Annotated in this window: 23 protein-coding genes; 3 read left to right on the top strand and 20 right to left on the bottom strand. The window is 41.0% G+C overall.

The annotated features are described in order from the left end of the window. The coding region (locus B5X76_RS21215; RefSeq protein WP_139375441.1) for an IS3 family transposase at positions 1-300 on the top strand (300 nt) is incomplete at its 5' end. Here B5X76_RS21215 and B5X76_RS21210 read toward each other — a convergent pair. From B5X76_RS21210 to B5X76_RS21200, 3 genes are all read right to left on the bottom strand, one after another. Then, entirely contained in the window at positions 289-1,200 is a 912-nt protein-coding gene (locus B5X76_RS21210) for an STN domain-containing protein (protein WP_176141162.1), read from the bottom strand. The two genes, B5X76_RS21215 and B5X76_RS21210, sit on opposite strands and share 12 nt — an antisense overlap. A gap of 211 nt (positions 1,201-1,411) precedes the next feature. Then, the gene (locus B5X76_RS21205) at positions 1,412-2,509 is read right to left on the bottom strand and encodes a FecR family protein (protein WP_079645923.1); all 1,098 of its coding nucleotides are present in this window, start codon (positions 2,507-2,509) and stop codon (positions 1,412-1,414) included. A 74-nt stretch (positions 2,510-2,583) separates the two neighbouring features. Next, positions 2,584-3,156, bottom strand: a complete 573-nt coding sequence (locus tag B5X76_RS21200; protein ID WP_079645922.1) for an RNA polymerase sigma factor — start codon at positions 3,154-3,156, stop codon at positions 2,584-2,586. Between the two features lie 203 nt (positions 3,157-3,359). Between B5X76_RS21200 and B5X76_RS21195 the strand changes: the two genes are divergently transcribed. Beyond that, positions 3,360-3,605, top strand: a complete 246-nt coding sequence (locus tag B5X76_RS21195; protein ID WP_079645921.1) for an RNA polymerase sigma factor — start codon at positions 3,360-3,362, stop codon at positions 3,603-3,605. Positions 3,606-3,801: 196 nt separating this feature from the next. On the opposite strand, the gene B5X76_RS21190 is transcribed toward B5X76_RS21195, so the two are convergent. The 9 genes from B5X76_RS21190 to B5X76_RS21150 all read right to left on the bottom strand — a co-directional run bounded on the left by B5X76_RS21190 (position 3,802) and on the right by B5X76_RS21150 (position 19,719). Continuing rightward, a complete protein-coding gene (locus B5X76_RS21190; protein ID WP_245801107.1) occupies positions 3,802-5,145 on the bottom strand; it encodes an MFS transporter in 1,344 nt (447 codons plus the stop codon). After that, positions 5,142-7,430: a family 65 glycosyl hydrolase domain-containing protein gene (locus tag B5X76_RS21185; protein WP_079645920.1), complete on the bottom strand. Its 2,289-nt coding sequence runs from the start codon at positions 7,428-7,430 to the stop codon at positions 5,142-5,144. Before B5X76_RS21185 ends, B5X76_RS21190 begins: the two co-directional genes overlap by 4 nt. A gap of 11 nt (positions 7,431-7,441) precedes the next feature. Beyond that, positions 7,442-8,092 carry a beta-phosphoglucomutase gene (gene pgmB / locus B5X76_RS21180; protein WP_079645919.1) on the bottom strand — a complete coding sequence of 217 codons (651 nt, stop codon included), beginning with the start codon at positions 8,090-8,092 and terminating at the stop codon, positions 7,442-7,444. A gap of 4 nt (positions 8,093-8,096) precedes the next feature. Next, entirely contained in the window at positions 8,097-9,935 is a 1,839-nt protein-coding gene (locus B5X76_RS21175) for a glycoside hydrolase family 13 protein (protein ID WP_079645918.1), read from the bottom strand. Positions 9,936-10,186: 251 nt separating this feature from the next. After that, complete coding sequence (locus B5X76_RS21170; protein WP_079645917.1) at positions 10,187-11,167, bottom strand: cadherin repeat domain-containing protein; 981 nt, start codon at positions 11,165-11,167, stop codon at positions 10,187-10,189. Positions 11,168-11,310: 143 nt separating this feature from the next. Next, positions 11,311-12,873 (bottom strand): RagB/SusD family nutrient uptake outer membrane protein, encoded by a 1,563-nt coding sequence (locus tag B5X76_RS21165; protein ID WP_079645916.1) that lies wholly within the window; start codon positions 12,871-12,873, stop codon positions 11,311-11,313. A 10-nt stretch (positions 12,874-12,883) separates the two neighbouring features. After that, positions 12,884-15,868 (bottom strand): SusC/RagA family TonB-linked outer membrane protein, encoded by a 2,985-nt coding sequence (locus B5X76_RS21160; RefSeq protein WP_079645915.1) that lies wholly within the window; start codon positions 15,866-15,868, stop codon positions 12,884-12,886. 16 nt (positions 15,869-15,884) lie between these two features. Continuing rightward, on the bottom strand, positions 15,885-18,470 hold the full coding sequence (locus tag B5X76_RS21155) for an alpha-amylase family glycosyl hydrolase (RefSeq protein WP_176141161.1): 2,586 nt from the start codon (positions 18,468-18,470) through the stop codon (positions 15,885-15,887). Positions 18,471-18,702: 232 nt separating this feature from the next. Beyond that, a complete protein-coding gene (locus tag B5X76_RS21150; RefSeq protein WP_079645913.1) occupies positions 18,703-19,719 on the bottom strand; it encodes a LacI family DNA-binding transcriptional regulator in 1,017 nt (338 codons plus the stop codon). 166 nt (positions 19,720-19,885) lie between these two features. Here B5X76_RS21150 and B5X76_RS21145 point away from each other — a divergent pair, with 166 nt between their 5' ends. Further along, positions 19,886-20,176 (top strand): hypothetical protein, encoded by a 291-nt coding sequence (locus tag B5X76_RS21145; protein WP_079645912.1) that lies wholly within the window; start codon positions 19,886-19,888, stop codon positions 20,174-20,176. Between the two features lie 18 nt (positions 20,177-20,194). Here B5X76_RS21145 and B5X76_RS21140 read toward each other — a convergent pair whose 3' ends face one another. The 8 genes from B5X76_RS21140 to B5X76_RS21105 form a co-directional block, all read right to left on the bottom strand. Then, on the bottom strand, positions 20,195-20,635 hold the full coding sequence (locus tag B5X76_RS21140) for a hypothetical protein (protein ID WP_079645911.1): 441 nt from the start codon (positions 20,633-20,635) through the stop codon (positions 20,195-20,197). Positions 20,636-20,652: 17 nt separating this feature from the next. Further along, a complete protein-coding gene (locus B5X76_RS22335; RefSeq protein ID WP_245801106.1) occupies positions 20,653-21,618 on the bottom strand; it encodes a C40 family peptidase in 966 nt (321 codons plus the stop codon). Then, on the bottom strand, positions 21,537-21,920 hold the full coding sequence (locus tag B5X76_RS21130) for a hypothetical protein (protein ID WP_079645910.1): 384 nt from the start codon (positions 21,918-21,920) through the stop codon (positions 21,537-21,539). The genes B5X76_RS22335 and B5X76_RS21130 overlap by 82 nt, the downstream gene beginning before the upstream one ends. 19 nt (positions 21,921-21,939) lie before the next feature. Further along, complete coding sequence (locus B5X76_RS21125) at positions 21,940-22,422, bottom strand: DUF5675 family protein (protein WP_079645909.1); 483 nt, start codon at positions 22,420-22,422, stop codon at positions 21,940-21,942. Between the two features lie 74 nt (positions 22,423-22,496). Then, positions 22,497-23,135, bottom strand: a complete 639-nt coding sequence (locus B5X76_RS21120) for a fibronectin type III domain-containing protein (protein ID WP_079645908.1) — start codon at positions 23,133-23,135, stop codon at positions 22,497-22,499. Positions 23,136-24,135: 1,000 nt separating this feature from the next. Further along, positions 24,136-24,498, bottom strand: a complete 363-nt coding sequence (locus tag B5X76_RS21115; RefSeq protein WP_079645907.1) for a helix-turn-helix transcriptional regulator — start codon at positions 24,496-24,498, stop codon at positions 24,136-24,138. 155 nt (positions 24,499-24,653) lie between these two features. Continuing rightward, positions 24,654-25,340 carry a histidine kinase gene (locus tag B5X76_RS21110; protein WP_176141160.1) on the bottom strand — a complete coding sequence of 229 codons (687 nt, stop codon included), beginning with the start codon at positions 25,338-25,340 and terminating at the stop codon, positions 24,654-24,656. Positions 25,341-25,440: 100 nt separating this feature from the next. Continuing rightward, positions 25,441-25,670: IS3 family transposase (locus B5X76_RS21105; protein ID WP_139375439.1), on the bottom strand; the 230-nt coding region annotated here is incomplete at its 5' end.

The raw sequence follows: 25,670 nt of genomic DNA, 5'->3' as shown, positions 1-25,670 counted from the left end.
CGAGGGATCCAGTACGCTTGTGGCGAATTTAAATCGATACTCAGCGATAATAACATAATCCAGAGTATGAGTAGGAAAGCGAACTGTTGGGATAATGCCGTAGCGGAGAGTTTCTTCAAATCTTTAAAGGCAGAGATGGTCTACCATAGAAGGTTTATGGATCAGCACTCGGCTAAATTAGAGGTGTTCGGATATATAGAAGGTTTTTATAACACTAAAAGAACACATTCGGCTTTAGGTTACAAAACACCTAGGCAAATGGAAGAAATGCTGTTGGGTAAAGAAAGATTAGCAGCATAAAAAAAGTCTCTCATTTTTAGTTGCAGTTCCAGGGTTTACAAGATCAGCTGCTGCCTGTACGTATCTATTTTGAATAGGCACCTGTATACCATCAATAATGTACAAAGGATCGTTCCCTCCAATTAAAGACGCTCCCCCACGGATACGAATCTTAGCGACCCCACCAGGTGATCCATCAGCCTGTACCACTTGTACACCTGCGGCTTTTCCTGCCAAAGCTTGGTCGATACTAATGAATGGTGTATTTTTAATTTCATCAACATTAACAGAAGCAACCGATCCTGTAAGGTCCTTTCTCTTGGTTGTGCCATACCCGACCGATACCACTTCATCTATTTCATTAGATTTTGCCGTCAATCTAACGACCATTTTATCCATTGCTACCACCTCATGCCTGTTGTACCCGACCGAAGTGATTTGGATTGTTTGTCTAATTGCCGAAGCAGGTAGTATAAAATAACCCTGGGCATCTGAAGTCACTGCATTAGCCTCCCCTTTGACCACCACTGTCACCCCAGCTACTCCCTTATCATGCTGATCTACAACCCGTCCGATAATCCTTTGCTGATTATTTACGTTTGAAACCGCTATTGAATTCTCTTTTACTTCCTTTTTTCGAGTTACCAGCACCGCATTTTTCACGATTTCATATTCGAGCGGTTGATTTTCAAACAGACGCTGCAATACATCTTCTATGTGTGCATTGCTAACAGTTATACTTACAGGGCGAGCAAGTTGGAGTAGGGAACTACTGATCATAAAATCATAACTTGTCTGATTCTTTATTTTCTTCAGTACGTTGTTAAGTGAAGATTGATTTTCGGACAAGGTGATACGTTGCCCAAAGCTTGCCAAAACTGTCATATTCAGAGCGAATATAAAAGCTAGTGTCAGTTTCATTTTGATGAGCGCTTTAAGGCGGGGGGAAATACACTCCCCGCTAATACTAAATACTTTTTTGTACATTTGATTAGTTATTGCATTAAGTACACAGGCTCGACCACAGATAAGTTAAGCCTATGCAGAATTAATTATTAGGTTATTTCAAAAAAATGCTTTAGCCAAGTTATCCCGGCCGGAATCCGGGGTAACTTACTTGCACTAATTATTATTAGTTATTTACAATAATCTTCCTCCCTTCTACTTTAAAGTTTATACCACTGGTTTTTTCTAACATATGAATTGCCTCCTGAATCGTATTAGATAGTGCAATTGTACCGTTCAGTCTTTCTTTTGGTAGCTCTCCAATAAACACAAAATCTACATCGTACCAATATTTTAACTTATTACATACGCTCATAATATCATCATCTAAGAAAGAAAGGTACCCGTCTTTCCATGCAATATCAGTTTCTACATGACCTTTACTAACCTTTATCTTACCTGCCGACCACGTGGCCCTTTCTCCTGGTTTAAGGAAGGTTTCATCAATTTTTACAGCGCCTTCCAATAAAGATGTTGTAATCGTATTCATATAGGCGTTAAGGTTAAATTGGGTACCAAGTACTTCAATTGATTGCCCACCGCTGTGCACCTTAAAGGGGTGCTGTTTATCCTTAGCCACATCAAAATACCCCTCTCCTTTCAACGACACTTCTCTATTCATCTTACCTGCAAAACTTTGTGGAAATTTTAATTCGGAATCCGCGTTAAGCCAAACCTTAGTACCGTCCAATAATTCAACTTGAATTTGTTCTTGCTTTCCTGTCACAATAGTTCGCAATACAATCTCCTCGCCATTAGCGGGAGCCAGAACTTTATACAGAGATCGCCCATCCCTTTCCTCACGTTTCAATCCTACATGCAATAGGAGCTCATCCTTTTGATTACTATCTACGTTCATACGCTCGCCGCTCTCCAATACAAGCGTAACCGCACCCGATGACGAGACATCAGTTTTATCCGAAATGATAGATTTATTTTTTGAATAGTACAATACTAGAAAAGTCCCAACGACCAATAGCGCTGCAACCGAAGACCATTTATACAAAGAAAACCGCTTCGATTTCTTCCCTGAAAGCTCGCTTTCAATAACCCTAGACCAAATATTTTCTTGTAAAAGTGCTTCTCTTGTACTACCTGGTTGTACTTCCTCCCGTTCCTGCTGCAACGAGTTAAGCCAAGCATCCACTTTAGCCCGCTCCTCATCCGAACAATCTCCCTGTATATATTTCTTGATTAGCCTTTCTGCTTCTTTTTGTGATTCCATAACCTAGATTTATGCTATCTATAATGTATAGAACGTTTGACCTCGAGAAAGTAGAAGAAATATTTTAAAAAAAATTAAAAGTTTAAATAAACGATAAGAATAGAAAGTAATGCGGACAGTTTCGCTTTTAAAATGGTCCGGGCGTTGTGCAATTGTTTACGTACCGTATTTTCACCAATACTTAATTTCTCTGCTATTTCGAGATAAGATAATTCTTCATTGCTCCGCAATAAATAAATCTGTTTCATTTTTCTCGGCAACTTATCGACTTCTTGATTAAAGAGCATATTATACTCTTTGTCAATTAATAGATGCTCTTGATTGGCTTGTTGTAGATGGGAACTTAAAGATTCAAGATACCTTCCTTTAACCTTTGATCGGTCTATTTGTTTTAATATCCTATGTTTACAGGCCGTCATTAAGAAGGCTTGAAGATTATGAACCTCAATATCAAGCCGCTTTTCCCAAAGCATAGAAAAAACCTCTTGTACAATATCCTCTGCATCTTGTTCCTCTTTTAATATGTTAAAGGAAAAGTTAAAAAGAGGCTTCCAGTATTTTTCATATAACGCACGAAAAGCTTTTAAATCACCCGATTTAAAACTTTCATAAAGTTCGTTGTCGTTATATGTAGGTACAGCTGCCAAATTTCAATGATATGGAGTTATTCGATTAGTTGGTTCTAAGTTAAGACTATTCTTAAATATTAAAAAAAAATTACCATTGAAAAATCGAATTGCAATGTTCGATGTTAAACATTAAAACTAATGTAATCCCTACATAACTACCGTTCTTTAAAATTCTTTGTTACTTTTGTAATTACAATACTTTAGTGATTGTCAAAACTAACATGCCTACTACAATTGACACATATTGGGATAAATTTCTGAATGGAGATAAATTTGCGTTTGAACAAATTTACAGAAGCCTCGTGCCGCAATTGTACGAATATGGCATGCGGCATTATAAAGACGAAACCCTGGTCAGAGATGCTATACAAGACGTATTTGTCAAGTTTTGGGAGAGTAGAGCTAAACTAAAAAATATAACCAGCCCCAAACATTATCTGTTGGTAGCCATGAAAAAGAGGCCATGATTGGAAAGACATTCCGCATTAAAGCAAAGGTCGAATATCAAGTATGTGACGATCAGATGTGCCTTCCTCCCGTAGATGAAGAGATAATACTTGAAGTCATTTGTCGTTAATAAAAAACGCTTGAAGCTTCCTGCTTCAAGCATTTTTTATTTATTTAGAAATTACAACACTCCTGTAAAATAGTTTTTAATAGGATCTATTTTTCCTTTATCCTTTGCACTACAATTGCTGCTGCGAGCATACAGGCCCCTGCAAGTACAATTCCCCATATAGGCTGATTGCCGAAAATATGTTTTATGATAAGTCCGCCAAAGAAACCGCAGATAATTTGAGGAAAAGTGATAAAAAAGTTAAACAATCCCATATAGACCCCCATCTTCTTGGCAGGCAAACTATCACTCAGTATAGCATAGGGCATGGCCAATATACTTCCCCAAGCTATCCCTACACCAACCATAGGAACAATGACCCATACCTCCGACTGAATAAAAAATATAGCTATAAGCGATAGTCCGCCTATAGCCAATCCCAGACTATGGGTACCGATCCTTCCGAACCTCTTGCTCAATTTAGCCAACACTAAAGAATATATAGCAGAAACCGCATTGTAAACCGCAAATAACACGCCTACCCAATCCGCGGCATCCGCATACAACTGCTTCTGATCACCTCCCTTACCATAATAGATGTGCTCAGCTATCGCAGGAGTGGTATATACCCACATCATAAAAAGAGCAAACCACGACAGAAACTGCACCCAACCAAGCTTTCGCATGGTTAATGGCATATGCTTGAAATCCTGCGCAAGACTAGAGAAAAAGCCAACTTTCTTCTCCTCAACCAGCGGTGCTGCTGCAGCTTGTTCAAAGCGATATAATTCCTCCGGCGAATATTCTTTCGTTTTAAAAACAGTCCACAATATAGTTGCAATCAATAATGCAGCACCGCAATAGAAGGAATATATCACATTAAGTGGTACTTTATGTTCTAAAGTTGAACTGGAAACGCCTAAATAATTAGTCAGCACATAAGGCAGCATGGAACCTATCACTGCGCCGAGACCAATTAAAAATGTTTGAACCGAAAAGCCTAAACTACGTTGCTCACTTGGCAAATTATCACCCACTAATGCTCTAAATGGTTCCATCGTAACATTGATTGACGCATCCATGATCATCAACATACCAGCACCAACCATTAGCGGAGGCAGCACAGCTGTAAACCAAGAAATATTAGGCATTAGTATCAGTGCAATGCTAGTCATTATAGCTCCTGCCAAAATATAAGGACGTCTTCGGCCTAATCCATTCCACGTCCGGTCGCTATAATGCCCTATTAATGGCTGCACGATCATTCCGGTAATAGGTGCAGCTAACCAAAATAAAGAAAGGTGCTCTACATCTGCACCGTAATTTTGTAAGATGCGTGAGGCATTCCCATTTTGTAATGCAAAACCAACTTGGATCCCCATAAATCCAAGGCTCATATGTATAATCTGCGATAAGGTTAATCTAGGTTTACGTGCGGTTGTATTCATCATTTTTCAACAGGTTTTATGACAGTTAGTTCATTGTTAAATATAATATTTATTTCCCTTTCTGAATGGTTTTCTATCATAAATTCATCATGCGCAATCTTTATTTTTAAAGGCGTTCCTCTAAATTGAACATTGAATGAATAGCTATCCCAGTTTTGAGGAATAAAGGGGTTGAAAGACAATGTCCCTTCTTTGACCCGCATACCGGCAAATCCCTCTACAATCGACATCCAGGTCCCCGCCATCGAAGTGATATGCAACCCGTCCTCCGTATCATTATTATAGTCGTCCAAATCAAGACGAGCTGTACGCAAATAGAACTCATAAGCCTTTTCAGGGTTACCTATTTTTGCTGCAATAATGGCATGCACGCATGGGGAAAGGGAACTTTCGTGTACCGTAAGAGGCTCATAGAAATCGTAATTGCGACGTATGGTCTCCAGGTCAAATTGATCCTCTAAAAAGTACAGCCCCTGCAATACATCTGCCTGTTTGATATAGCATGACCTTAAAATTCGATCCCAGCTCCATTTTTGATTTAATGGCCGATCTTCTTTAGACAAGAACACAGCGGGAATAATATCTTTGTCTAAAAATCCATCCTGCTGTAGAAAAACCCCTCTTTCTTCATCAATAGGATAATACATATGGGTGATAATATGCTTCCATTCTTCACTTTCTTCCGCTTTATAATGTACTTTACTTACAATGCGATGATAGTCATCCGGGTATCGTCCACACACTTCCTCCAACGCTTGTACGGTATATTCCAAGCACCAGGCGGCCATGCGGTTGGTATACCAATTATTATTCACATTATTTTCGTATTCGTTTGGCCCTGTAACCCCTAACATCACGTAAGCTTGCTTTGCCTCGCTCCAATTAACACGCTGTGACCAGAATCTGGCTATTGCCACAAGTACTTCTAGTCCGTAGGTAGCTAAGTAAGCGCGATCATCTGTAAAACGGATATAGTTGAAAATTGCGAAGGCAATAGCAGCATTCCGATGTATCTCCTCAAAAGTAATTTCCCACTCGTTATGACATTCTTCACCATTGATGGTAACCATGGGGTATAGAGCAGCTCCATTATCGAAACCAAGCTTTTCCGCATTTTCTATAGCCTTATCCAGTTGCCTATACCTATAAATCAGCAGATTTCTTGCTACCTCTTTCCCTTTCGTAGCCATATAAAAAGGAAGGCAATACGCTTCGGTATCCCAATAGGTTACACCACCATACTTCTCTCCTGTAAATCCCTTAGGCCCAATATTCAACCGAGAATCTTCTCCGGTATAGGTCTGATAAAGCTGAAAAATATTAAATCGGATTGCTTGCTGTGCCGACACATCTCCCTCAATCCTGATATCCGCATCTTGCCAAATTTTTTGCCAAGACTCTTGCTGCAAACGCAGTAGATTTGAAAAACCAATATCTTGCATCCATTCGACCTGAGCCGTGCCCAACTTTGACAACTCCGCTTCTGGATGATTAATACTCGAATGTATTGCCACATATTTTTCTACGGTAAGATAGGCCCCTTGCTCCACTATCTGCGTAACACGCTCGCCTACTTTCACCCGCTCATCTATCTTCTGTTTATTGATAATAGGCTTGTTGTTGTACAAAAATCGAGATGCCAAATCGGCCCTTACCGCAAAACCGGTCTTCTTTGTTCTTACAGTAAGGCTCTGAGAAGGACCAGCTATTTCATAACCCTCAAACTCCCAAAATTGTTCGTCGTAATTGCTATCTCTATTCACAACATCGGCATCCATATAAGAGCTTACTGCAATCTCCATATTCCGATTGATGGCCTTAACGGTATAGGTTAACGAAGCTGTTTCTGTCTGAAACAAATGATACATGCGTATTGCTTGCACTTCAATACGTGCACCAGTATTCATTTCCACTTCAAATGATCTTATCAACTGGCCTTTTTGCATGTCCAACACCCGACGAAATTGATGCACCTTTACTTTTTCCAAGTCCAGCTGTTCGCCATCTACATAAACATGTATACCAATCCAGTTAACGGAGTTAATTACTTTAGCGAAGTATTCGGGATACCCATTTTTCCACCAGCCTACGCGTGTCTTATCCGGGTAATAAACCCCTGCTATATACGATCCCTGCAAAGACTTGCCGGAGTAATCTTCTTCAAAATTTGCCCGCTGTCCCATTCTTCCGTTACCAATGGAAAACAGACTTTCGGATATCTCTTGAAATGCTGGCCTAAATTCATCCTCTATAATTTGCCATTCGTCCTTTATAATATAATCTTTCATTATTTCTGCACTTATATCACTTCATTTAAACCATTTATTATTGCATCGTACCCTTTCAAAATGTCCGGCGAGCCTACCGCTACGACTTTCATGCCTGCAGCTCGCGCTGCATCTATTCCCGACTGTGCATCTTCAAATACGACGCAATCATCCACAGCGATATGCATAGCCTTTGCACCTAATAAAAACACTTCGGGGTCAGGTTTAGAATAGTGTACAGCATTGCCGTCTATGATGGCGTCGAAGTAAGGTAGTATACCGGTTCTTTCCAGTATAATACGGGCATTCTTGCTAGCCGAACCTAAAGCAATTTTTTTGTCATTTGTCTTGAGCCATTCCAGTAAAGGAAGGGTTCCCACTAAAACGTCTCCCTCGTTCAGCTCTTGGATAAACGATAGGTACCAATCGTTTTTCGTTGATGCTAAGCTGTCTATCTCTTCTTCTCTTTTACGCAGCCCACCCCAATCCAAAATCTTTTTTAAAGAATCAATTCGGCTTATACCTTTCAGCTCCTCATTTTTAGCTTCATCAAAGGGAATACCCAGTTCGTCACTTAAGCGCTTCCATGCCTTAAAATGGAAAACAGCCGTATCGACCAATACGCCATCCAAATCGAATATGACGGCATGCGTAGCTTCTAATAGCTTCTTTACGGTATCCATTTTCTTAATGATGAATGGTAAAAACTCTTGTTTCAAATCCTTTCAGCTCAACAGCCTCTAGGTCTTGCGCTACCAAAGGATTTAAAACACCCTTCAGCTTACCTCCTTTAATCATGTTATCAAATCGTTTCAACTTGACATTCCTTCCTTCGCTGTTCAGATTCATGATGACCAGTATCGTATCCGAATCATTATATCGGAAATACACATACACATTATCTTCAGGCACATAATGTCTTAGCTTGCCCGTTTGTAAAACAGCATGCGACTTTCTAAACTGTGCTAACTTCCTGATATGAGAAAACACCTGCTCTTCTTCTTCGCTACGCCCCGCAACGGTGAACTTACTGATCTTATCTGCGGGAAATCCTCCCTTAAAATCTTCACGCAACAAACCATCTGGATTGTTAAAATTTTTCATCAGTACCTCAGCTCCATAATACAATTGTGGTATTCCTCGACAGGTCAACAACCAGGTCATCGCAGATTTATACTTCTCTATATTTTCGCCAACCACGGAAAAAAAACGATCCTTATCATGGTTATCTAAAAACAGTACATTGGCATAAGGGTTAGGATAGAGATAATCGGCCCCCAATGTGGTATACAATCGATTGGCACCATTTTTATCCTCCTTAAGCGCATCTGAGATTGCATAGTTTAACTGAAAATCGGTAACCCCATCAAGCTTGGTATCGATCGACTGACCTACTTTTTGGCCGCCCAAAAAGTAAGCTTGATTGGCAATCCCTGGCACCCAGGTTTCACCGAAAAAGGAAAAATCAGGATATTCATCACGGATACGATCGGTCCATTGCGCCATAAAAGGCAAATCATTATACGGATAGGTATCTATTCTAAAACCGTCAATCCCTGCATACTCAATCCACCAGATATGACTCTGTGTAATATAATTAGCAACAAAGGGATCTTCCTGATTTAAATCAGGCATCGTTTTTACAAACCAACCTTTCTGCATAATAGCACGATCTTCGCCCGCAGCATAGGGGTCAAAGATAGACTGATCTTTGTAGGTAGTCTGTGTAAATTCTGGCCAAACATGTACCCAGTCAGGAAAAGGCCTATCCACCACTGTCCAATGAAATAGACCGACATGATTGGGCACCGCATCATGGATCAATTTCATACCTCGCTTATGGAGCTCCTGCCCCAGCCTACGATAATCTTCGTTAGTACCCAACCTTGGGTCTATCTGATAATTCTCCGTATTGGCATATCCATGGTATGAAGCCTGAGGCATATCATTGGTTAAAACAGGTGTAAGCCATACCGTTGTAACGCACAAATCTTTCAAATAATCAAGTTTTTGAATCACCCCTTCAATATCCCCGCCATGCCTATAATACATCGAATCGCGGTTTATCGTCTGCTCCCGCATACCGAGTTTCCTGTCGTTGGTAGTATCTCCATTAGCAAAGCGATCGGGCATAATTAAATAAATAAAATCAGAAGCATTTACGCCTTGAGCTTTCACCTTATCCGCCGCCCTTGCAGCTAAACGATAAGGATAGCTACTCACCAATTTATGACCTTCGAACAACTCAATACGATATTCTCCAGCCAATGCACCTGGCTCCACAACTAAATCCAAGAATATGTAATTTGGATTAGCGACCTGATGCTGTTTAATAAGCCGGAGTCCTTTTTGCGGCAAATGTGCTTTAAGCGAACCTATTTGCTGACCATACAGCACCAATTGCAAATTCTTATTCTTCATTCCCACCCACCAATTGAGGGGCTCGACACGCTCGATCTTCTGCTGACTAAAGACAAAAAGAGACTGCATGAGCATCATGAGTATGCTCAAACCATAAATTTTCATATGTAAATAATTACTTCATGAGCTCGCAAGCTCGGTTTGACTTTTAATGGTCATATGGAATATCCAAAGGATTTTCATGCGTGTTTGTGCAGTCTGTACTACATGGATATTTCATACGTATATTACTTTGTCTTTTAATTGCCTATAAATACGCTTGGCTATGGATATGTTCTGCCAAACAAGGGTATTTCATAGCGCACTTTTATTGAATTCATAAATAAAACCAGAAAGGAGCTAAGCTCCCTTCCAGTTTAGTTTTTTGTAAGTTTTGCCGTATATCCCGATGGAAGTAAATTCAATTCGATATCATATACCCCTGCAGACTCCACCTTAATATTAGCGCCATCTTGTGTCAATCCGGATAGTGCACCACCTAAGTTAATACCCCAATCATCATTAGCTCTGAATTTCAACTCGCCCACGCTTAGCGTTGCTTTAATTTTCCACTGGTAGCTTCCTTTTCCACCCGAAAAACTCATATCAGTATCGGCATCCCATCCGCCTGCTGTTGCATTACCGATAATCCCCCAACTCGTTTTCAGCAACTCGTATGTCAAGGCCTGCGCATCCATCCGGATTCTATAAAACCCGGAAACTGCAGCCTCCAAGTTGCCAGCACCTCCTGTCGCTTCAAGAGTTCCTGCAGTAGCCCCCTTACCGTAAGCCCCATCCCAATTTGCATTGGTCGGTAAAAACTTAAATCCGCCTCCGGTGATATCGATATATTCGTAAATTTCAAATTTGGTTTTACTATCGGCTGATTGCAACTTCATCGGTATCGAAAGCTCTGGCGACCATCCTGCCCCTATTGATCCACCCACGATGTACATCACAGGGTTACTTTCCGTAAAACTAATCGCCTTAAATTTATTGATCACCTGTCCACCTGACTGATAGCTCACCTTCAATAATGCATTTCCTACCCAACTATCATCAGATTTGATATCAAATTCCTTTTCCACAATCTTACTATTCCCATCCAATACAATTTGTTCGGAGAAAAAGGCCTCTGTAGAAGTAGAATCTTTAACGATGGAAAAGGTAAAATCAGAAACCAAATTGCTGATAAAATTGACTTTCAATGCTTTTCCAACCTGAATGGTAGAAACTGTTCCTTGATTGATGGATACAATCTGCTCATCAATGCCGTGTTCTACTTTTTTGCAGGAAGCAAATAATAATAAGCTCAGGCTCACTAGGGCCATCAAGCCATTCTGTATGTTAAATTTCATATGTGTATCATTTGATTTTCATCTGTCATATGGAATATCCAAACTATATTATGCACGAATGATTGTAATTGGTGTGCATGCTGCTTCGCGGTCAACCGTGTTTGTGTAGTTTCTGGTACATGGATATTTCATAACTATTCGTATTAGTTAACGTAACCTGTGTTCTGTGCTAAATTCGCGTTATTAGATCTCGCTCGAGTCGGTATCGGAAACAACCGTTTGTACGTCTCGTTGGCGTTTGCCTGCTTGAATAACTGCGCATTTTCCCACTTTCCAAACCGGATCATATCCGTACGACGAGTCAGCTCAAACGTAAATTCCAATGCACGTTCCCTATAAATAGCATCCAGTGTCAAACTTGTTAAGGTAAATTTCTTTGAAGGCGTACTCGGAAAGGCTCGGCCACGCACCATATTAGCCGCATCAACAGCCTCCGTTGCATTTCCATTTGTAGCACCTCTTAGAATAGCCTCAGCCTTCATCAGGTACACATCTGCCAAGCGCATGACGACCACATCATTGCCCGCATTATTATTTAACTGATTTTTATCAGGATAATATTTTATACAGCGTGCCCCCGCCAATCGCCCTGCATTATTAACGCCACCAATATCGAAGTCAGAGCCGGGTAATAGCGTAAAGCCATATGGATCAATAACGACATTAATATTATCATATATTAAAGGTTGCCCCGTAGACGTGTATTGCTGTCCATACAACCACTGCTTTTTCCGAATATCATCGTTTTCAAAAAGATCAAAATAATCAGGCTGTGTACTCCATCCGTTCCAAGGATTGACCGTCAATTCGAATGTTTGGCGATGCGCATAATGCAGCACTCTTAAAAACAATTGATTGCCGCTAGCGCGTGTTGCATCAAAAGGAATAGAAAAAATAGGCTCCGTATTTGACGCACCATTATCTGTTTTAAACTGTGCTAAAAAATCGGGCTCTAAGCTATACTTGCCCGAACTTATCACTGCGTTAGCATGTTCTACCACTTTATTCCATTGTGCCGTTCCTGCATATACCTGTGCATTCAAATACACCTTGGCTAATAGGGCATGTGCAAACCACTTAGTAGGCCTTGCATAGGTAGCTTCTGACTTCTCTTCATTCAATTGCGATAAATTAGCCTCTAATTCCTGTACGATAAAATTATAAATTTCGGCCCGAGGCTTTGTGGCAGGCAACTCTGTCCCTGTATCAAAAGATGTAACCAACGGAATGTTGCCATAGGCATCCATCATTAAATAATAATACCAGGCGCGCATTACTTTTATTTCGGCTAGTGTCTGCGCTTTCGTATCCGACTCCGGTGCTTTTTCCAGTATACTTAACACACGGTTGCATGTTCCAATGGCATTAAAACCCCAGTCCCAGGTATTCATTACAATCTCATGCGATGGAGACCAGGTATGAAAATGCATATCACGCCATTTACCACCATCAAACCAGTCGCCACCGCGAGTAGGAACGACTACCTCATCAGCCCCACCTGTCTGAAGACTAAAGTAATTGTCAAAATACCCACGTGCAGATGTATACACTGGCCCCGTTACCGCTACAAACTGTTCAGGCGTCTTTGGAAAAGTTTCTTCGGTGTAGGCCGAATACATCTTATCATCAAATTTTGTACATGAATGCCCTACCAAAGTAAGCCCGAGAGCTAGCATTGAATATATTTTACTATAATATCTTGTCATGACTTCGTGATTAAAAAGTGAAATTTACACCCATGGAAAACGATCTTGTTTTAGGGTAATAGTTTCTATCATCTATACCTGGAGCTAATCCTCCTAATGCAACTTCAGGATCCACACCGGTATAATCTGTAACGGTAAATAAATTTTGTGTTGTTAAATAAAGGCGTGCATTTTTTATGTATCGTAGACCGGCTGTTTTAAATGTATAGCCCAAGGTTGCATTGTCTAGACGTAAAAATGAACCATCTTCCAAAAATCTGCTAGAAGCAATTAAAGGGGTTTCAAAAACGCCTTCTTCCACAGCATCTTTAGAGATATTAGTGACGTTAGCCTGCTGGAGGCGCGATAGATCTGCTCTTGTCGCATTAAAAATCTGGTTACCATACACCCCGCGCAAGAAGAAATTTAAATCCCAATTTTTAAATTGGAAGCTATTATTCCAGCCATAGGTAAATTTTGGTAAAGCTTGTCCCATCACCATATAATCGTCTGGAGCCGAAATCTGATCTTGAGTTACCAGTTCACCATTTGGACGCTGGTAGATTGTTTTTTTCGCAGTTTGATCATACCCCACATAATTGGCTATATAGAATGTACCCAACGCATGGCCCGGTTGTACGATTGAAGCCGTCTGCCCTGTCCAGCCTTCTAAGCCAATACCACCTTCATAACGTTGAGCGACACCAATATTATCAATATTGGAAGCCAAACTTCCGACTTTATTAATATTTCTTGCAAAATTAGCCGAGGTAGTAAAGCTAAAATTCGCATTGCGGAACACCTCAGCATTCAAAACCACTTCAAATCCTTTGTTATTCATCGAAGCACCGTTGGCCAATAATCTGTTAAACTGGTAAGGTGGCGATGGCACATCGTACTCATATAGTAGGTCTTTCGTCTCTTTATTATAATATTCAACCGATCCTGATATTTTTCCCTTCAGCACTTCAAAATCTATCCCCACGTTAAACATGGACGTACTTTCCCATTTTAAATCAGGGTTCTCATTTTGATTTACGCCGTACGCATTTACCCACTCACCGTTATAATAAAACTGTCCATCACGAGGACCAAAAATGACAATTTGACGATAGGGATCAATATTTTGATTACCCGAAACACCATAACCGGCCTTAATTTTCAGGTCAGAAAAAACAGTTTGATCCTTCATAAAAGCTTCCTCACTCAACCGCCACGCTGCAGAGACTGAACCAAAATTGGCCCGCCGATTATTTGCGCCAAATTTGGACGAACCATCACGACGAACCGCAGCACTCAAAATATACTTGTCATTAAACGTGTACCCAACACGCCCGAAATAAGAAATTAAAATGGATTCCAACAGGTATGGATAATCCTGATAAGGGTTATATCCACTCGGCAGAGTTCCCAAATTTAGATTATTGGCTCCCAGATCATCCGATAGAAATCCTGTAGAGCGCGCTACTACCCCATCATTATTTTTTGTTTTTTGATACGAGTATCCCAACATGGCATCAAACACGTGCGCATTATTGGTCAGATTATAGTTTAAATAACTTTCCAGAATCTGGTCAATATTTTTCAGATTGTTCCGCTGTGCAAATCCCTTTCCCAATGCTTCGGGTGCAAAATCAGTACGATGCATATAATATTTTCTATCGTAATGATTTTGTTGATAGGACAAAACGTTGGACCATGTAAACCCTTTAAGAAGCGTTAGATCGGCCTTTAAATTTGCTAACAGCGTATTATTATTTCTATGCTCGTCACGTTGGTTCAACATAGCGACAGGGTTCAAATAATTGGTACGTCCAGGCACTTGAAAATAGCCTCCATAAGCAGCATATGCAGCATCGTCACTTTTCACCGGAGATGTCGGCACAAAACGAGCTGCACCATTAAAAATACCGTAGTCCACATGATTGGTACTATTGAGACTATTGGCGATATTTAGGGCTAACTTAAGTCGATTATCAAATGCATTTTGATCAACTCCTAGACGAGCTACTACACGTTCTAGATCATTCCGTTTAACAATACCTTGTTTGTTAAAATAATTTAACGAAGCATTATATCGTGTCCCTTCCGAACCACCAGTCAATGACAGGTTATGGTTATGAGACACACCAGGCCTGGTAATTTCTTTTTGCCAATCGGTAGAAGCCCCCGTTTCCGAAGGGGAAACAGCGAGGCCATTTTCTTGAACAAATGCACTGTGCTCCTCTGCCGATAGCACATTTACTTTATTAGCAATTCTCTCTGAAGCAACATATCCACCATAACTCAATACAGGTGTTCCAGATTTCCCTCGTTTAGTTGTCACAAATATAACCCCATTGGCAGCGCGCGAACCGTATATTGCAGTAGAAGAAGCATCCTTCATAACGTCCATCGAAACGATATCATCGGGAGCTACTAATTCTATATTGGCCCCAACTATTCCATCGATAACGTAAAGAGGCGAAGAGCTTGCGGTTAATGACGAAGGGCCACGCAATTGAATTGTAGCACCAGCTGTCGGATCGCCACTGGAGCGGTTTACAATTAAACCAGCCACTTTCCCCACGAGGAGCTGATCAGGCGAACTGACTACCCCCTTGTTAAAATCTTTAGGACCCAGGTTTACCACCGAACCTGCTATCTGCTTTTTCTTAGCAACCCCATAACCAATTACGACAACCTCATCCAAATCGCTTAATGTGCTTTCGATATTAAAATCCAAAACATTTTCACCGTTCACTATTTGAATAGTCTTAGTAACCGACTTAAAGCCCATAGCATTTACCGCTATACGTTGATTACCTACGGGTATAGTTCTAAAGCTATAGCTACCATCAGGTCCTGAAGAAGTTGCCGTTTGTGTACCTACAATCTGTACCGTAACTCCCAACACGGGCTGCCCATCACTTCCTACGATGCGACCTGACAATGTAGCCGTTTGGGCAAATACAGACATGCTTATTAACATCAGTAAACTGACGTTAATAATGGCACGAATTAATAATTTGCTCATAATTTTAATTGTTTATTTAGTTATTTAATTTAGTATTACTCAACACATAGAATTCGCCCGGGGCCAATGATATCTCTTGATTAGGGTTGTACACCTTAGTGCTGTGGCTACCATTGTCGTACCAGGTACCACTCATGAAAGCGCTTGCGGCAACAGCACGTGAAACCACATCAAAATTCCCCAGCAGCAGCACCTTTTGTCCGCCCTGCTCCATCACAAAATATTTGACATGACTGTTTAAAGACGATTCCACGAGATTACCATTTCTAAAAATTGGATTTGACTTTTTGATGCGAATCATATTAGCGTAATGCTTGAATAATTTGGTCCTGACGGGATCATTATAATACGCCCAATTAATCGGTTTTTCTCCCGTTCTTCCATTTTGGTTTATGGACACATCATAGCCCAGCTCACCAAATTGCCAGATCATCTTTGGTCCCGGCGAGAGCATAAAAAAGCTCGCCAACATGATATTGCGATCAATAGCCGTATTCAAATTTTTAATAGAATACGAGCCTGCCGCGTTTCCATACTGTATATTTTTATACATGAGGCGCTCTTCATCATGCGATTCGATGTAACTAATCAAGTTAGGACTGGTAAAAGCCCGCTTCTGAAAAAACAGCCTAGACAAGTCAGATTTGCCATTATCATTATAGCCCATCGCCGCCTCACTGCCCACATGATTTAGATTATTCCAAAGAAACATTCCCTCCTCGGCCAATTCCTTTTCTTCACGATCGTCTGCAAAATGTTCCAAAATAACATAGGCATCCGGGTCCACCGACCTGATATAGCTGTTATACATCTTCCAAAGCTGCACACGACTGGCATCGTAAGCTGTCCATGCCCCTACAGCCGACTCCGCTGTCCCACTATTTTTCTGTGTAAAACCTTTAGAAAGGTCGAAACGAAAACCATCAATCTTATATTCTGACATCCAATATTTCAGCACATCCTTAACGAATGTTTGCGTCAATGCACTTTCATGGTTAAAATCATAACCCACGTTGTAGGGGTGCGTAGCTATAGGGTTAAACCAAGGATTCGTAGCTGTCGTTGCTCCATTTTTAAAATACATTTGCACCATAGGAGATTGTCCAAAGGCATGGTTCAGCACCACATCCAAAATGACGGCAATCCCCTTTTGATGACTCGCATCGATAAAGCTTTTCAGCTCAGCCTGCGATCCATAGTATTTATCCAATGCCAGGTGAAAGGAAGGATTATATCCCCAGGTTGAGTTACCTTCTGACTCCTGAACCGGCATCAGCTGTATGACGTTGACACCAAGTTTTTCAAAATAACGGATAGAATCTTTCAGGGTCGTGTAATCATGACTATTGACAAAGTCCCTCAACAAGGTCTCATAAATTACTAAATCATACGGATTAGGCTTTTTAAAAGAACTGTTTACCCATAAATAAGGAGCAGCGTTTAAGTTCAATACCGAAACGATACCTTTAGCTTGCGCCGGATAAACAGGTAAAGACGCCAGATAACCGGCTTTAATACCCGCGTCGTGTACAGGGTCTAGTACCAATTCGCTATATGGATCTGCGATCGTCAAATCACCATCAACCAAAAATTGATAGGTATACTTTTGATTCCAATTCAAATCCGGTACACTAATCCAGAATGTCTTGCCATCTGTGCTTCGCTTTAATGCATATTTTTCAGAAGCTGTATATTGATTAAAATCACCTAGTAAAAATACAGACTCCTTTTGCGGAGCGGTTAGCGCAAATGTTACCGTATTGGACTCTTTATGCAGCGTAACACCATTAGGCTTTGCCCCTTGCGGCAAATCCGCTATAACGGTTTTCCCTGCTACAAAGAGACGCAATTCCAATATTTTCTTTTCGCCATTGGCTTCCAGTTGAGCGACAAACTTAAGGTGCCCTACTTTATTCACTTTATATGTAGCCTTCAACGATTTTGCATTTTCAGCTACCCCAACCTGTTCCCCATCCAATGACAAGCTGATCTTACCCAACTGACTACCCAGCACTTCAAAACTGATCTCTTCCCCTACAGCATAAGCTTCTTTAGCCGTTTGTAAGGCGTAAGTAGGCTGTGTCTCTGGATAATTAAAACGTAGGGCTAAACCGTTCTGCTGGACAATAGGAAGATACAAATCAGCGCCATCTTTATTGCGGGCCACTTTTGTCCCATCTGCATTTCTAACCAATAGTGTAATAAAATGAACCGACTTAGCATCAGACAGTTTATAAAGTGCAGCAGGCGTGAAAGTGTATGAATATTTTCCGTCTGCTCTTTTCTTCAATTTAAATGTATTACTATTATCTGTCCAGGAACTGATAACATTTTTCCAATCTTGAGGCGTGGAGCTCGCAGTAGTGATCAGCCCCATATGTAAATAAAAATCGCCAGCGACATTCTTGAGTTCTGCATTACCTTTAGATGGATCAAAAATTAATGTAACTTCTTTATCCCAAGACAAGAATCCCTGTTCTACTATCATCAACCCTTCGAGATTATCCTCAACCACATTAGGATCGTTGTTAGGCGCTCCTTTCTTGCATGAGCCTATTACCAGAAGTATGGGGACGAATAAGATAAAAAGATAACTTCTCATATAATTAAACACTGGGAACGTTCCCATTAAAAGTTTATAAAACATCTTAAAAATCAATCAACCGATTATATGTAATATGGATTGATCGGATTATCTAAATGTACCAGTAAGTATTTCTACAACAATATGATAGATTGTGGTAGGTTTATAATTAATATATTTTAACACACCATCGGGAATGTTCCCGAAGATAAATCGAAGTTAAGAGGTTGTTTTTTATTTTGCAAGAAAATTATAATATTTTTTTACTTGAGTTTTGGTAGATAAGGCTGGATTCCAGAATAACAACCTCCTGTTGCTTTAGCTCAAACGGTTTACTTAAGGCTTCAAAAAGATAAGTACATGCCTCTTTTCCCATTTCGAATGCGGGCTGCTTCACCACAGAAAGTGAAGGGTCTAAAAGATCGGTGATATCCAGGCACGAAAAACAGATTAATTTAAGCGCATTCGGTATAGGTATATTTTCTTCTTTAGCTACGCGAAGCGTGGATATAGCCAGTCGTTCGACAGAAGCTAGTATGCCGTCCGGCTTTTCCTCTTTTAGCAATTTCCTAATGTCTTCCATATTTATTTCAGACTGATTGGAAGTCTGTAATATCAAATGCTCATCCATCGGGATTCCAAACTTATCTAAAGCACGCTTATAACCGTCCATACGAATCTTACCTATCGAAACATTCGCATTAATGGCCAAATAAGCAATACGTTTGCAGCCACTTTGGATAAGATGCTCTGTTGCTAAAAAACTCGCTTCTTCATCATTCCCCGTGACATAAACGGTATTAATATCTTCATAATTACGATCAAAAAAGACAATAGGTATATTATGATCTTTCAGCAGAGTCAAATGAGAGTGATCCTTTCCCTCTCCAGATGCCGACATCAGAATACCATCTACCCTACCATTCGATAAAGACCGAATAATGGAAGCTTCATTTTGGACCTGATGATCGGTGACATAAATCAAGGTGTGATAACCTTTGGATCGCGCTACCAGCTCTATTCCCTTGATCGCCTGGCTAAAAAATTTATTCCCAAATTCAGGAATCACAATAGCAATGGTTTCGCTTTTACTGACACGAAGATTGCTGGCGTGCAAATTGGGCGAAAAACCTAACTCCTCGGCCATAGCCAAAATACGCGACTTGGTTTCAGGATTAATATCACTGCTATTCCTGAATGCCCGGGAGACTGTTGACTTCGAGAGCCCCAGCTTGGCCGCTAAATCTATTATCGTCAGTTGAGACATATTTACCTTGGAGTTTAAAATCAAATATATAGCATTTATAGAACTTTCAGAAAACAATCTATTTGAATCAGTTGTTTTTTGATAAACAACTGAAGTAAATGATCCTAACTATCCTTTCCTGTGCACTCCTTATCTTAAGTATATTACCTTTTATTCAGAATCAGCATTGGATATTCCGCGTACCAGAGTTAGAGGCATACTCGCCACCTTCCATGCCAAATACTGGTTCTTCCGCGTGCCTTTAGATCTCTTATTTCATAGCCCGAGCATATTCATCGACAAACTAGCCATTCTTCCAGACGTGGGTTCCGATCATTTTCCGGTAGCTTGTACCTTTCATATCGACACGCACTCGGACGATCAGGAGGAGCGTGTAGACGAGTTGGAAAGCGGTGAAATGCAGGAAGTCAACTCCTTGATCAAAGAGGGCAAAGAAGAAGAAAGCGATAATAGATAAACAATTTTGGGTAATAAATTAAAAACAGATAAACTTTCTATACATCCAATAAACCGCTGCCAGTATAAATAACAGCAAGAACCAAACCCAATTGCGCATAAAATAGCTCGTCCATATTTTATAGCTATCGAGTTGTAAATTTGTCTTCTCTATCTTAACATTATCGTATTGATGCTGTCCCTTCTCGTCTTTTGTATACGAGCCCTTTTTATCGATATAAGTCAACTGCCCCGACTGGCTCCAAAAGCCTAAATCCGGATGAAAAAAGAAACCGCTGTCACCTGTATAGTGCCAATACCGATAGCTACTATCCAGCTGCTCGCGCTGCATCCATGATGCATCGGCGCTAAGTAGGCTTTCTTGCTGTATATCCTCCCGTTTGATGATATGTGTTCCTTTTTGCGTTTTACAAGCACAGAGTAAAACAGAAAGTATGATGAAGATTAGTTGTGTTTTCATGGTTATGCTGTTATGATCTACTCGACCCAATCGGCTATTGCATAGATTGTCCGTAGATGCCGTCGCCTGCACTCTACCCTATCGTTGCTATTTCCTTCGATGGTGACCAGGTAGTCCTTAGACAATTTTTTGACCAGACCTACGTGATTAATCCGTTTGGCCTTGATACCATAAATCCCGAAGACATCTGCTGGCATTGCTTTGACTTTGTCTATCTGCCGTGCTTTGGGAAATAATGCGGGAGACCATGGGTTGCGGGGCTGTGAGAATCCTGCTTTTCCATAGCACCAGCTCACAAAGGCTGAACACCATTCATAGCCTTTACCAAGGTTTGTATAGCGGAGGTATTGTTCTATTCGGGGACCGTCGTTGTTACCGGTAGCTTCGTGGATTCCTAGTTCTTTCGAAGCAATCTTAATGATATTGATTCTGTCCTCCATGCCAGACGGGCGTGACACTTGGTATCGGCCAAGTGTCCAAGCCTTGTCGCTCGAACCTTTTGACCGTACTGTAGTGCATCCCTCTGCTATTGTCAAAAGCTTCACAGGCGACATTAATCGCGATTGTAAGGATCTACTAGTAGTATCCAGATAAAACGGCCTAGGTTGCGCAAGGCGTAAAGAATTGTCGATTATTTCTGACAAGCAATCAGACCTGTCTGAGCGAAGTGAGTTTGTCTTATTGCCAGAAATAAGAAGACAATTTAGCCGAGCAACCAAGCCTTGACCTTTTGGTTCCTTTTCTGTCAAGAGAAAAGGAACTGGCCTCGCCGCGGCTACAGAGCGGCATAAAAAACTATTATAATTAAGGGCCCCTGCTAAGCTTTTAGATATCTCCACTTCGGTTCCCGATAAATCGGGACACAGCGACATGACGTAGCTATAATAAAGACTTTCGGCGCTTAAAACACCACTTCCATTGCCTTTATCACTGCATATAACAGTAAAAAGAAGACCGAGAAATAAAGAATACATTGTTGCCATGATGTTAATTGATTAAAATGATTATTGAATTGTTGTCTGAAGTATTTAAACGGATGCCACAAGAGTTCTTGCAGCCAAATGCTGATGTACACGGCTAGCCAGCCGACGAGCAGTCCAAAGACCGCAATGGTAAGTGTCCCGAAATCGAGTATGCCTATAGCGGGATCGATCAGCTGTAATACCGTAGAGACCATGATCCAAGCGATGACTAGAAATAAAAAACCGAAGAATAGCTTTTGCTTGAGTGAAAGTTCCTCTGACCAGCCCTGGGCTAGCCATGAGGTATTGATTGTTGTTATCATGTGATGAAAGTTATGGAGGTTACTGTTTAGAAGTCTTATCTTTCTTCTTCACTTTTACGTCATCTAAAAAAGTCACTGTTACTTCGTCCTTATCCAATGCCTTTACAACACGATTATAAAGCATCTCGTAGGCTATTTTATGTTTCAAAAGCAACATGTCCCCCTCCCCATCTTTCTTGTGTCCCAATCCAACCAATAATCCGCCAGCTGTCATACAGAAATGCTTTCCCGCATGGATATAAGCGTATGGGTTATCCGCAATCCCCATTATCCGAAGGATACCACTATGTTTGTAGCCAAAACGGCGTTTATACCTGGAATGCATAGCCCCATACGTATACAGCGCGATAGTATAAGTTCCTGCAGGAATTGATTTAGACTGCTCCACTCTGGCCCCTCTTACCCGATCTTCCAGCCCATAGCCAAATAATTCCTCATCAATATAAATTTCAGAAAGGGTACTATTCTTCCCCTGTTTGATACGTTTTACAACTAAGTTCATCTATTTAACTTTAGTAGATTAAGGAATTAGAAAGCCGAACATAAAAAATCCGACTTCCTAATTCACACAAATTATTAGCGAGCAATCAAGGATACCGCTTCCGACCAATCGCCGTAGCCCTTACTGTTACGTGCGCGCAAACGCACATAATATTTTATACCAGGCACCATATCCGATAGAACATTGCTTCGGGACGATGTAGTATTGAATGTGCGATACCATTCAACCGTATTGGTTGCATCCTCACGTCCTACCTCAACTTCGTACTCCCATACGCGCTTAAGAGCTGTAAAATCTAAACGCATCTGTCCAGACACCCGTCCGTCGCGTAGCTGAATACGCGTTGTCACTAAGGGTGCCTCGGAGCTACTGGGTTTGCTTGCCAGCACAAGGCCTGTACTTAATAGCATAGACAACTGCCCATCGGCCACCTCGTTGACATGGTGCGCCAGATTTTTAAGTGCAAAGAGCAGCGCATCACGGCTTTCATTTTTTAAGCTGATCTCCAACGCCGACCCTCGCCTGCTGGCGATCTCATGTTTGGTGATATAGTCGTTGACTATAGTTTCCAGATCGGTAACATCAGGGTTTGGGTTAGGGAAACTGGCTTGCGTGGTTGCTTCCTGCATGGCTTTCAACACTCGCCCTGCCAAGGTAGATAGCTCGTAGTCCGAAAGTGTTTTATAATTGCTAATTACTTTTTCTTTTCTCATGATATTTATTTTTAAGCTATAAGCTGTAGACGTTAGGCTTTACGCTTTTTGCCTATTTGTGTATTAACTTCTAGGGTTCATTAATCATTAACCATTCACAATTAACCATTATCAGGTGGTGCCCGTGCCGAAGCCTTTTTCGTGTTGTTCATGATCCAAAGGTGACCTAGAAATCAGATAATTGAAATTTTTGACGCAACGTGAGGCAACAAGATGAAGAGGAAGCTTTTTTTGACGCAACTTGACGAAGGTGATTATTAAAATAAAGAGCCTTAATCGGTTTACTTATGTGTGTTTCGTAAACCTTTTAACCGCTAAGCCAATTGGTTACGCCGCCTAAGAACACGGATCAATCGCGACAAAGAAGTGATCGAGTGTGGTACCCCTTGAAATAGCCGCTTAACAAAACAGGCACACCGCTGATCCAAAACGATCAGCCGCACAACCATTTGAATACGCGGCACAGCTTTCCCGAAAAAACTACAGCAACATGAGGTAAATAATCGAACAAAAGCGAACAGCGATACCCCTCATCGGATCAATCATCAACTTAAACAAGTATGCCGTGAGACCAAAAGGTTTAATCGATATCCCAAAACGATAGGTACAGCAAGAGAAACGACCAGCAACTGATCGGTAGCGAAAAGAGCACAAACCAACCTGACAAAAAAACAATTGCAAAGAGTCAATCAAACAACCAAATAGCAGCACTACTGATCCGATCAAATAGTAGCTGTACTAAAAGAGTCGTGCCACTTCTCCTAGACAATCCGCCATCCATCGCTATGCATATGCGTCCGATCAACTGCAATAACCGTTTCTACAAAAGAGATAAACGAACAATCGGAACCGCTGTGCGCAATTACTCAATGAAAGCTACAAGCATCCATTCATATGCATACATCACCCAAAAAGATGTGCTGCTGACCAGAACCGATCAGCAGCACATCACATGTAGATTACGGCTTATTCATTTGAGAATTACACCAACACAAAGTGCTTACAGCTTTCCTTTTCTTTTGGAATACCAAATTTTTGCAGCTTCAACCTCTGCCTTCACCAAGCGTACACGTCCATTTTTATTCTCGAGTTTAGTAAACTCTCCACGGTTACGCATTCTATCGATATGTGAACGCGACACGTTCATTGCGAGACAAGCCTCTCCAACCGTACATAGCTCCTCTTCGGTGTAGGCGTTTACATCCGGCTTTTCAGGCAGATGCTCTGTGTTATTTTCAGTATGAGCTTTTACCTTTCCCCCGGAATCTGGTAGACCAGACTCCTGCAATAATTGTAGAATATGATTTAGGCAGGACAGAATATCCCCAGCCAATCTGACAAGAGTGGATAGTAATCGAATCATGATCTTAATTAGTTAAGACCATCGACTGCACAAGTACAGACCAGACCAAAAGATCAAGATACGTCCCTTTCTATTTACAGACAGACTAGTAGGTAGATATACAGACTTCTGGAATGCCGTCAAGAGATGGTAAGTTTATAAATTAAACAAGTATACTAAAAAGAAACAATATGCAACGTAATCACCACTTCAAAGCACTGTCCAGCCTGCTCAACGCAGATGGTATTCGTAGGATCAAGAGCAACAACATAGTCCTGTAAGAGTTTTAGTCCCTGCCCCGTCGCTGCTGGATTATGCTTTTGAACTTCCGGAATCCAGTTCATCACCCGGATCGTTAGGCTCCCCGGCGTAATACAGAATATATCAACCAAGATGGGTCTATGCTCATCGGTGCATATCCCATACTCGCAGGCATTTTCTATTAGGGTCAGTAATAACATATAGGGGATACTCGTCTTTTTAGATATCCCCAGCCCCATACGTATATCCAGCATGATATCGCTATCATCCTGCCGAAGACTATATATTTCCAGTAGTCTATCAACCTGTTCCAATTCCTCTTCCAGCAAAACAAAACGGGTGTCCCGATTCTTTACACAATACATAAAGAGCGCCGTCAACAAATCAGCGCAGCGGATGCTGCGGGCCCGATCCCTTCGGGATAATGCCCGTAGAGCACTTAAGGTATTTTTCATGAAGTGCGGAAAGAACTGCTGCCTGGCCACCTGCTGACGTAACTTCAAAAGCTCGACATGCTGTCGCTGCTGCTCGCCCCAGTTCAAAATACCATGGCGCACCATATAATAAAGCAAACTAAAAAGGTTTGTGGCGATATAGGTCATAAAAACATGTTCGTAATTGCTAATATCCCAGTTACCATCCCACACAAACCCACCCAACAAGATACTAATTGGAACTGCAACTAAAAATGAGAGACTTTTTTTATGCTGCTAATCTTTCTTTACCCAACAGCATTTCTTCCATTTGCCTAGGTGTTTTGTAACCTAAAGCCGAATGTGTTCTTTTAGTGTTATAAAAACCTTCTATATATCCGAACACCTCTAATTTAGCCGAGTGCTGATCCATAAACCTTCTATGGTAGACCATCTCTGCCTTTAAAGATTTGAAGAAACTCTCCGCTACGGCATTATCCCAACAGTTCGCTTTCCTAC

Source organism: Sphingobacterium nematocida (assembly GCF_900168125.1).
GTDB classification, from domain to species: domain Bacteria; phylum Bacteroidota; class Bacteroidia; order Sphingobacteriales; family Sphingobacteriaceae; genus Sphingobacterium; species Sphingobacterium nematocida.
This window is presented reverse-complemented; position numbering and strand designations above follow the sequence as displayed.

What these genes read in the sequence shown, in the direction of transcription:
- B5X76_RS21210 (WP_176141162.1), bottom strand. Translation starts at nt 1,200, where the DNA reads ATGAAACTGACACTAGCTTTTATATTCGCTCTGAATATGACAGTTTTG.
- B5X76_RS21205 (WP_079645923.1), bottom strand. Translation starts at nt 2,509, where the DNA reads ATGGAATCACAAAAAGAAGCAGAAAGGCTAATCAAGAAATATATACAG.
- B5X76_RS21195 (WP_079645921.1), top strand. Translation starts at nt 3,360, where the DNA reads ATGCCTACTACAATTGACACATATTGGGATAAATTTCTGAATGGAGAT.
- B5X76_RS21190 (WP_245801107.1), bottom strand. Translation starts at nt 5,145, where the DNA reads ATGATGAATACAACCGCACGTAAACCTAGATTAACCTTATCGCAGATT.
- B5X76_RS21185 (WP_079645920.1), bottom strand. Translation starts at nt 7,430, where the DNA reads ATGAAAGATTATATTATAAAGGACGAATGGCAAATTATAGAGGATGAA.
- pgmB (WP_079645919.1), bottom strand. Translation starts at nt 8,092, where the DNA reads ATGGATACCGTAAAGAAGCTATTAGAAGCTACGCATGCCGTCATATTC.
- B5X76_RS21175 (WP_079645918.1), bottom strand. Translation starts at nt 9,935, where the DNA reads ATGAAAATTTATGGTTTGAGCATACTCATGATGCTCATGCAGTCTCTT.
- B5X76_RS21170 (WP_079645917.1), bottom strand. Translation starts at nt 11,167, where the DNA reads ATGAAATTTAACATACAGAATGGCTTGATGGCCCTAGTGAGCCTGAGC.
- B5X76_RS21165 (WP_079645916.1), bottom strand. Translation starts at nt 12,873, where the DNA reads ATGACAAGATATTATAGTAAAATATATTCAATGCTAGCTCTCGGGCTT.
- B5X76_RS21160 (WP_079645915.1), bottom strand. Translation starts at nt 15,868, where the DNA reads ATGAGCAAATTATTAATTCGTGCCATTATTAACGTCAGTTTACTGATG.
- B5X76_RS21155 (WP_176141161.1), bottom strand. Translation starts at nt 18,470, where the DNA reads ATGAGAAGTTATCTTTTTATCTTATTCGTCCCCATACTTCTGGTAATA.
- B5X76_RS21150 (WP_079645913.1), bottom strand. Translation starts at nt 19,719, where the DNA reads ATGTCTCAACTGACGATAATAGATTTAGCGGCCAAGCTGGGGCTCTCG.
- B5X76_RS21140 (WP_079645911.1), bottom strand. Translation starts at nt 20,635, where the DNA reads ATGAAAACACAACTAATCTTCATCATACTTTCTGTTTTACTCTGTGCT.
- B5X76_RS22335 (WP_245801106.1), bottom strand. Translation starts at nt 21,618, where the DNA reads ATGGCAACAATGTATTCTTTATTTCTCGGTCTTCTTTTTACTGTTATA.
- B5X76_RS21130 (WP_079645910.1), bottom strand. Translation starts at nt 21,920, where the DNA reads ATGATAACAACAATCAATACCTCATGGCTAGCCCAGGGCTGGTCAGAG.
- B5X76_RS21125 (WP_079645909.1), bottom strand. Translation starts at nt 22,422, where the DNA reads ATGAACTTAGTTGTAAAACGTATCAAACAGGGGAAGAATAGTACCCTT.
- B5X76_RS21120 (WP_079645908.1), bottom strand. Translation starts at nt 23,135, where the DNA reads ATGAGAAAAGAAAAAGTAATTAGCAATTATAAAACACTTTCGGACTAC.
- B5X76_RS21115 (WP_079645907.1), bottom strand. Translation starts at nt 24,498, where the DNA reads ATGATTCGATTACTATCCACTCTTGTCAGATTGGCTGGGGATATTCTG.
- B5X76_RS21110 (WP_176141160.1), bottom strand. Translation starts at nt 25,340, where the DNA reads ATGACCTATATCGCCACAAACCTTTTTAGTTTGCTTTATTATATGGTG.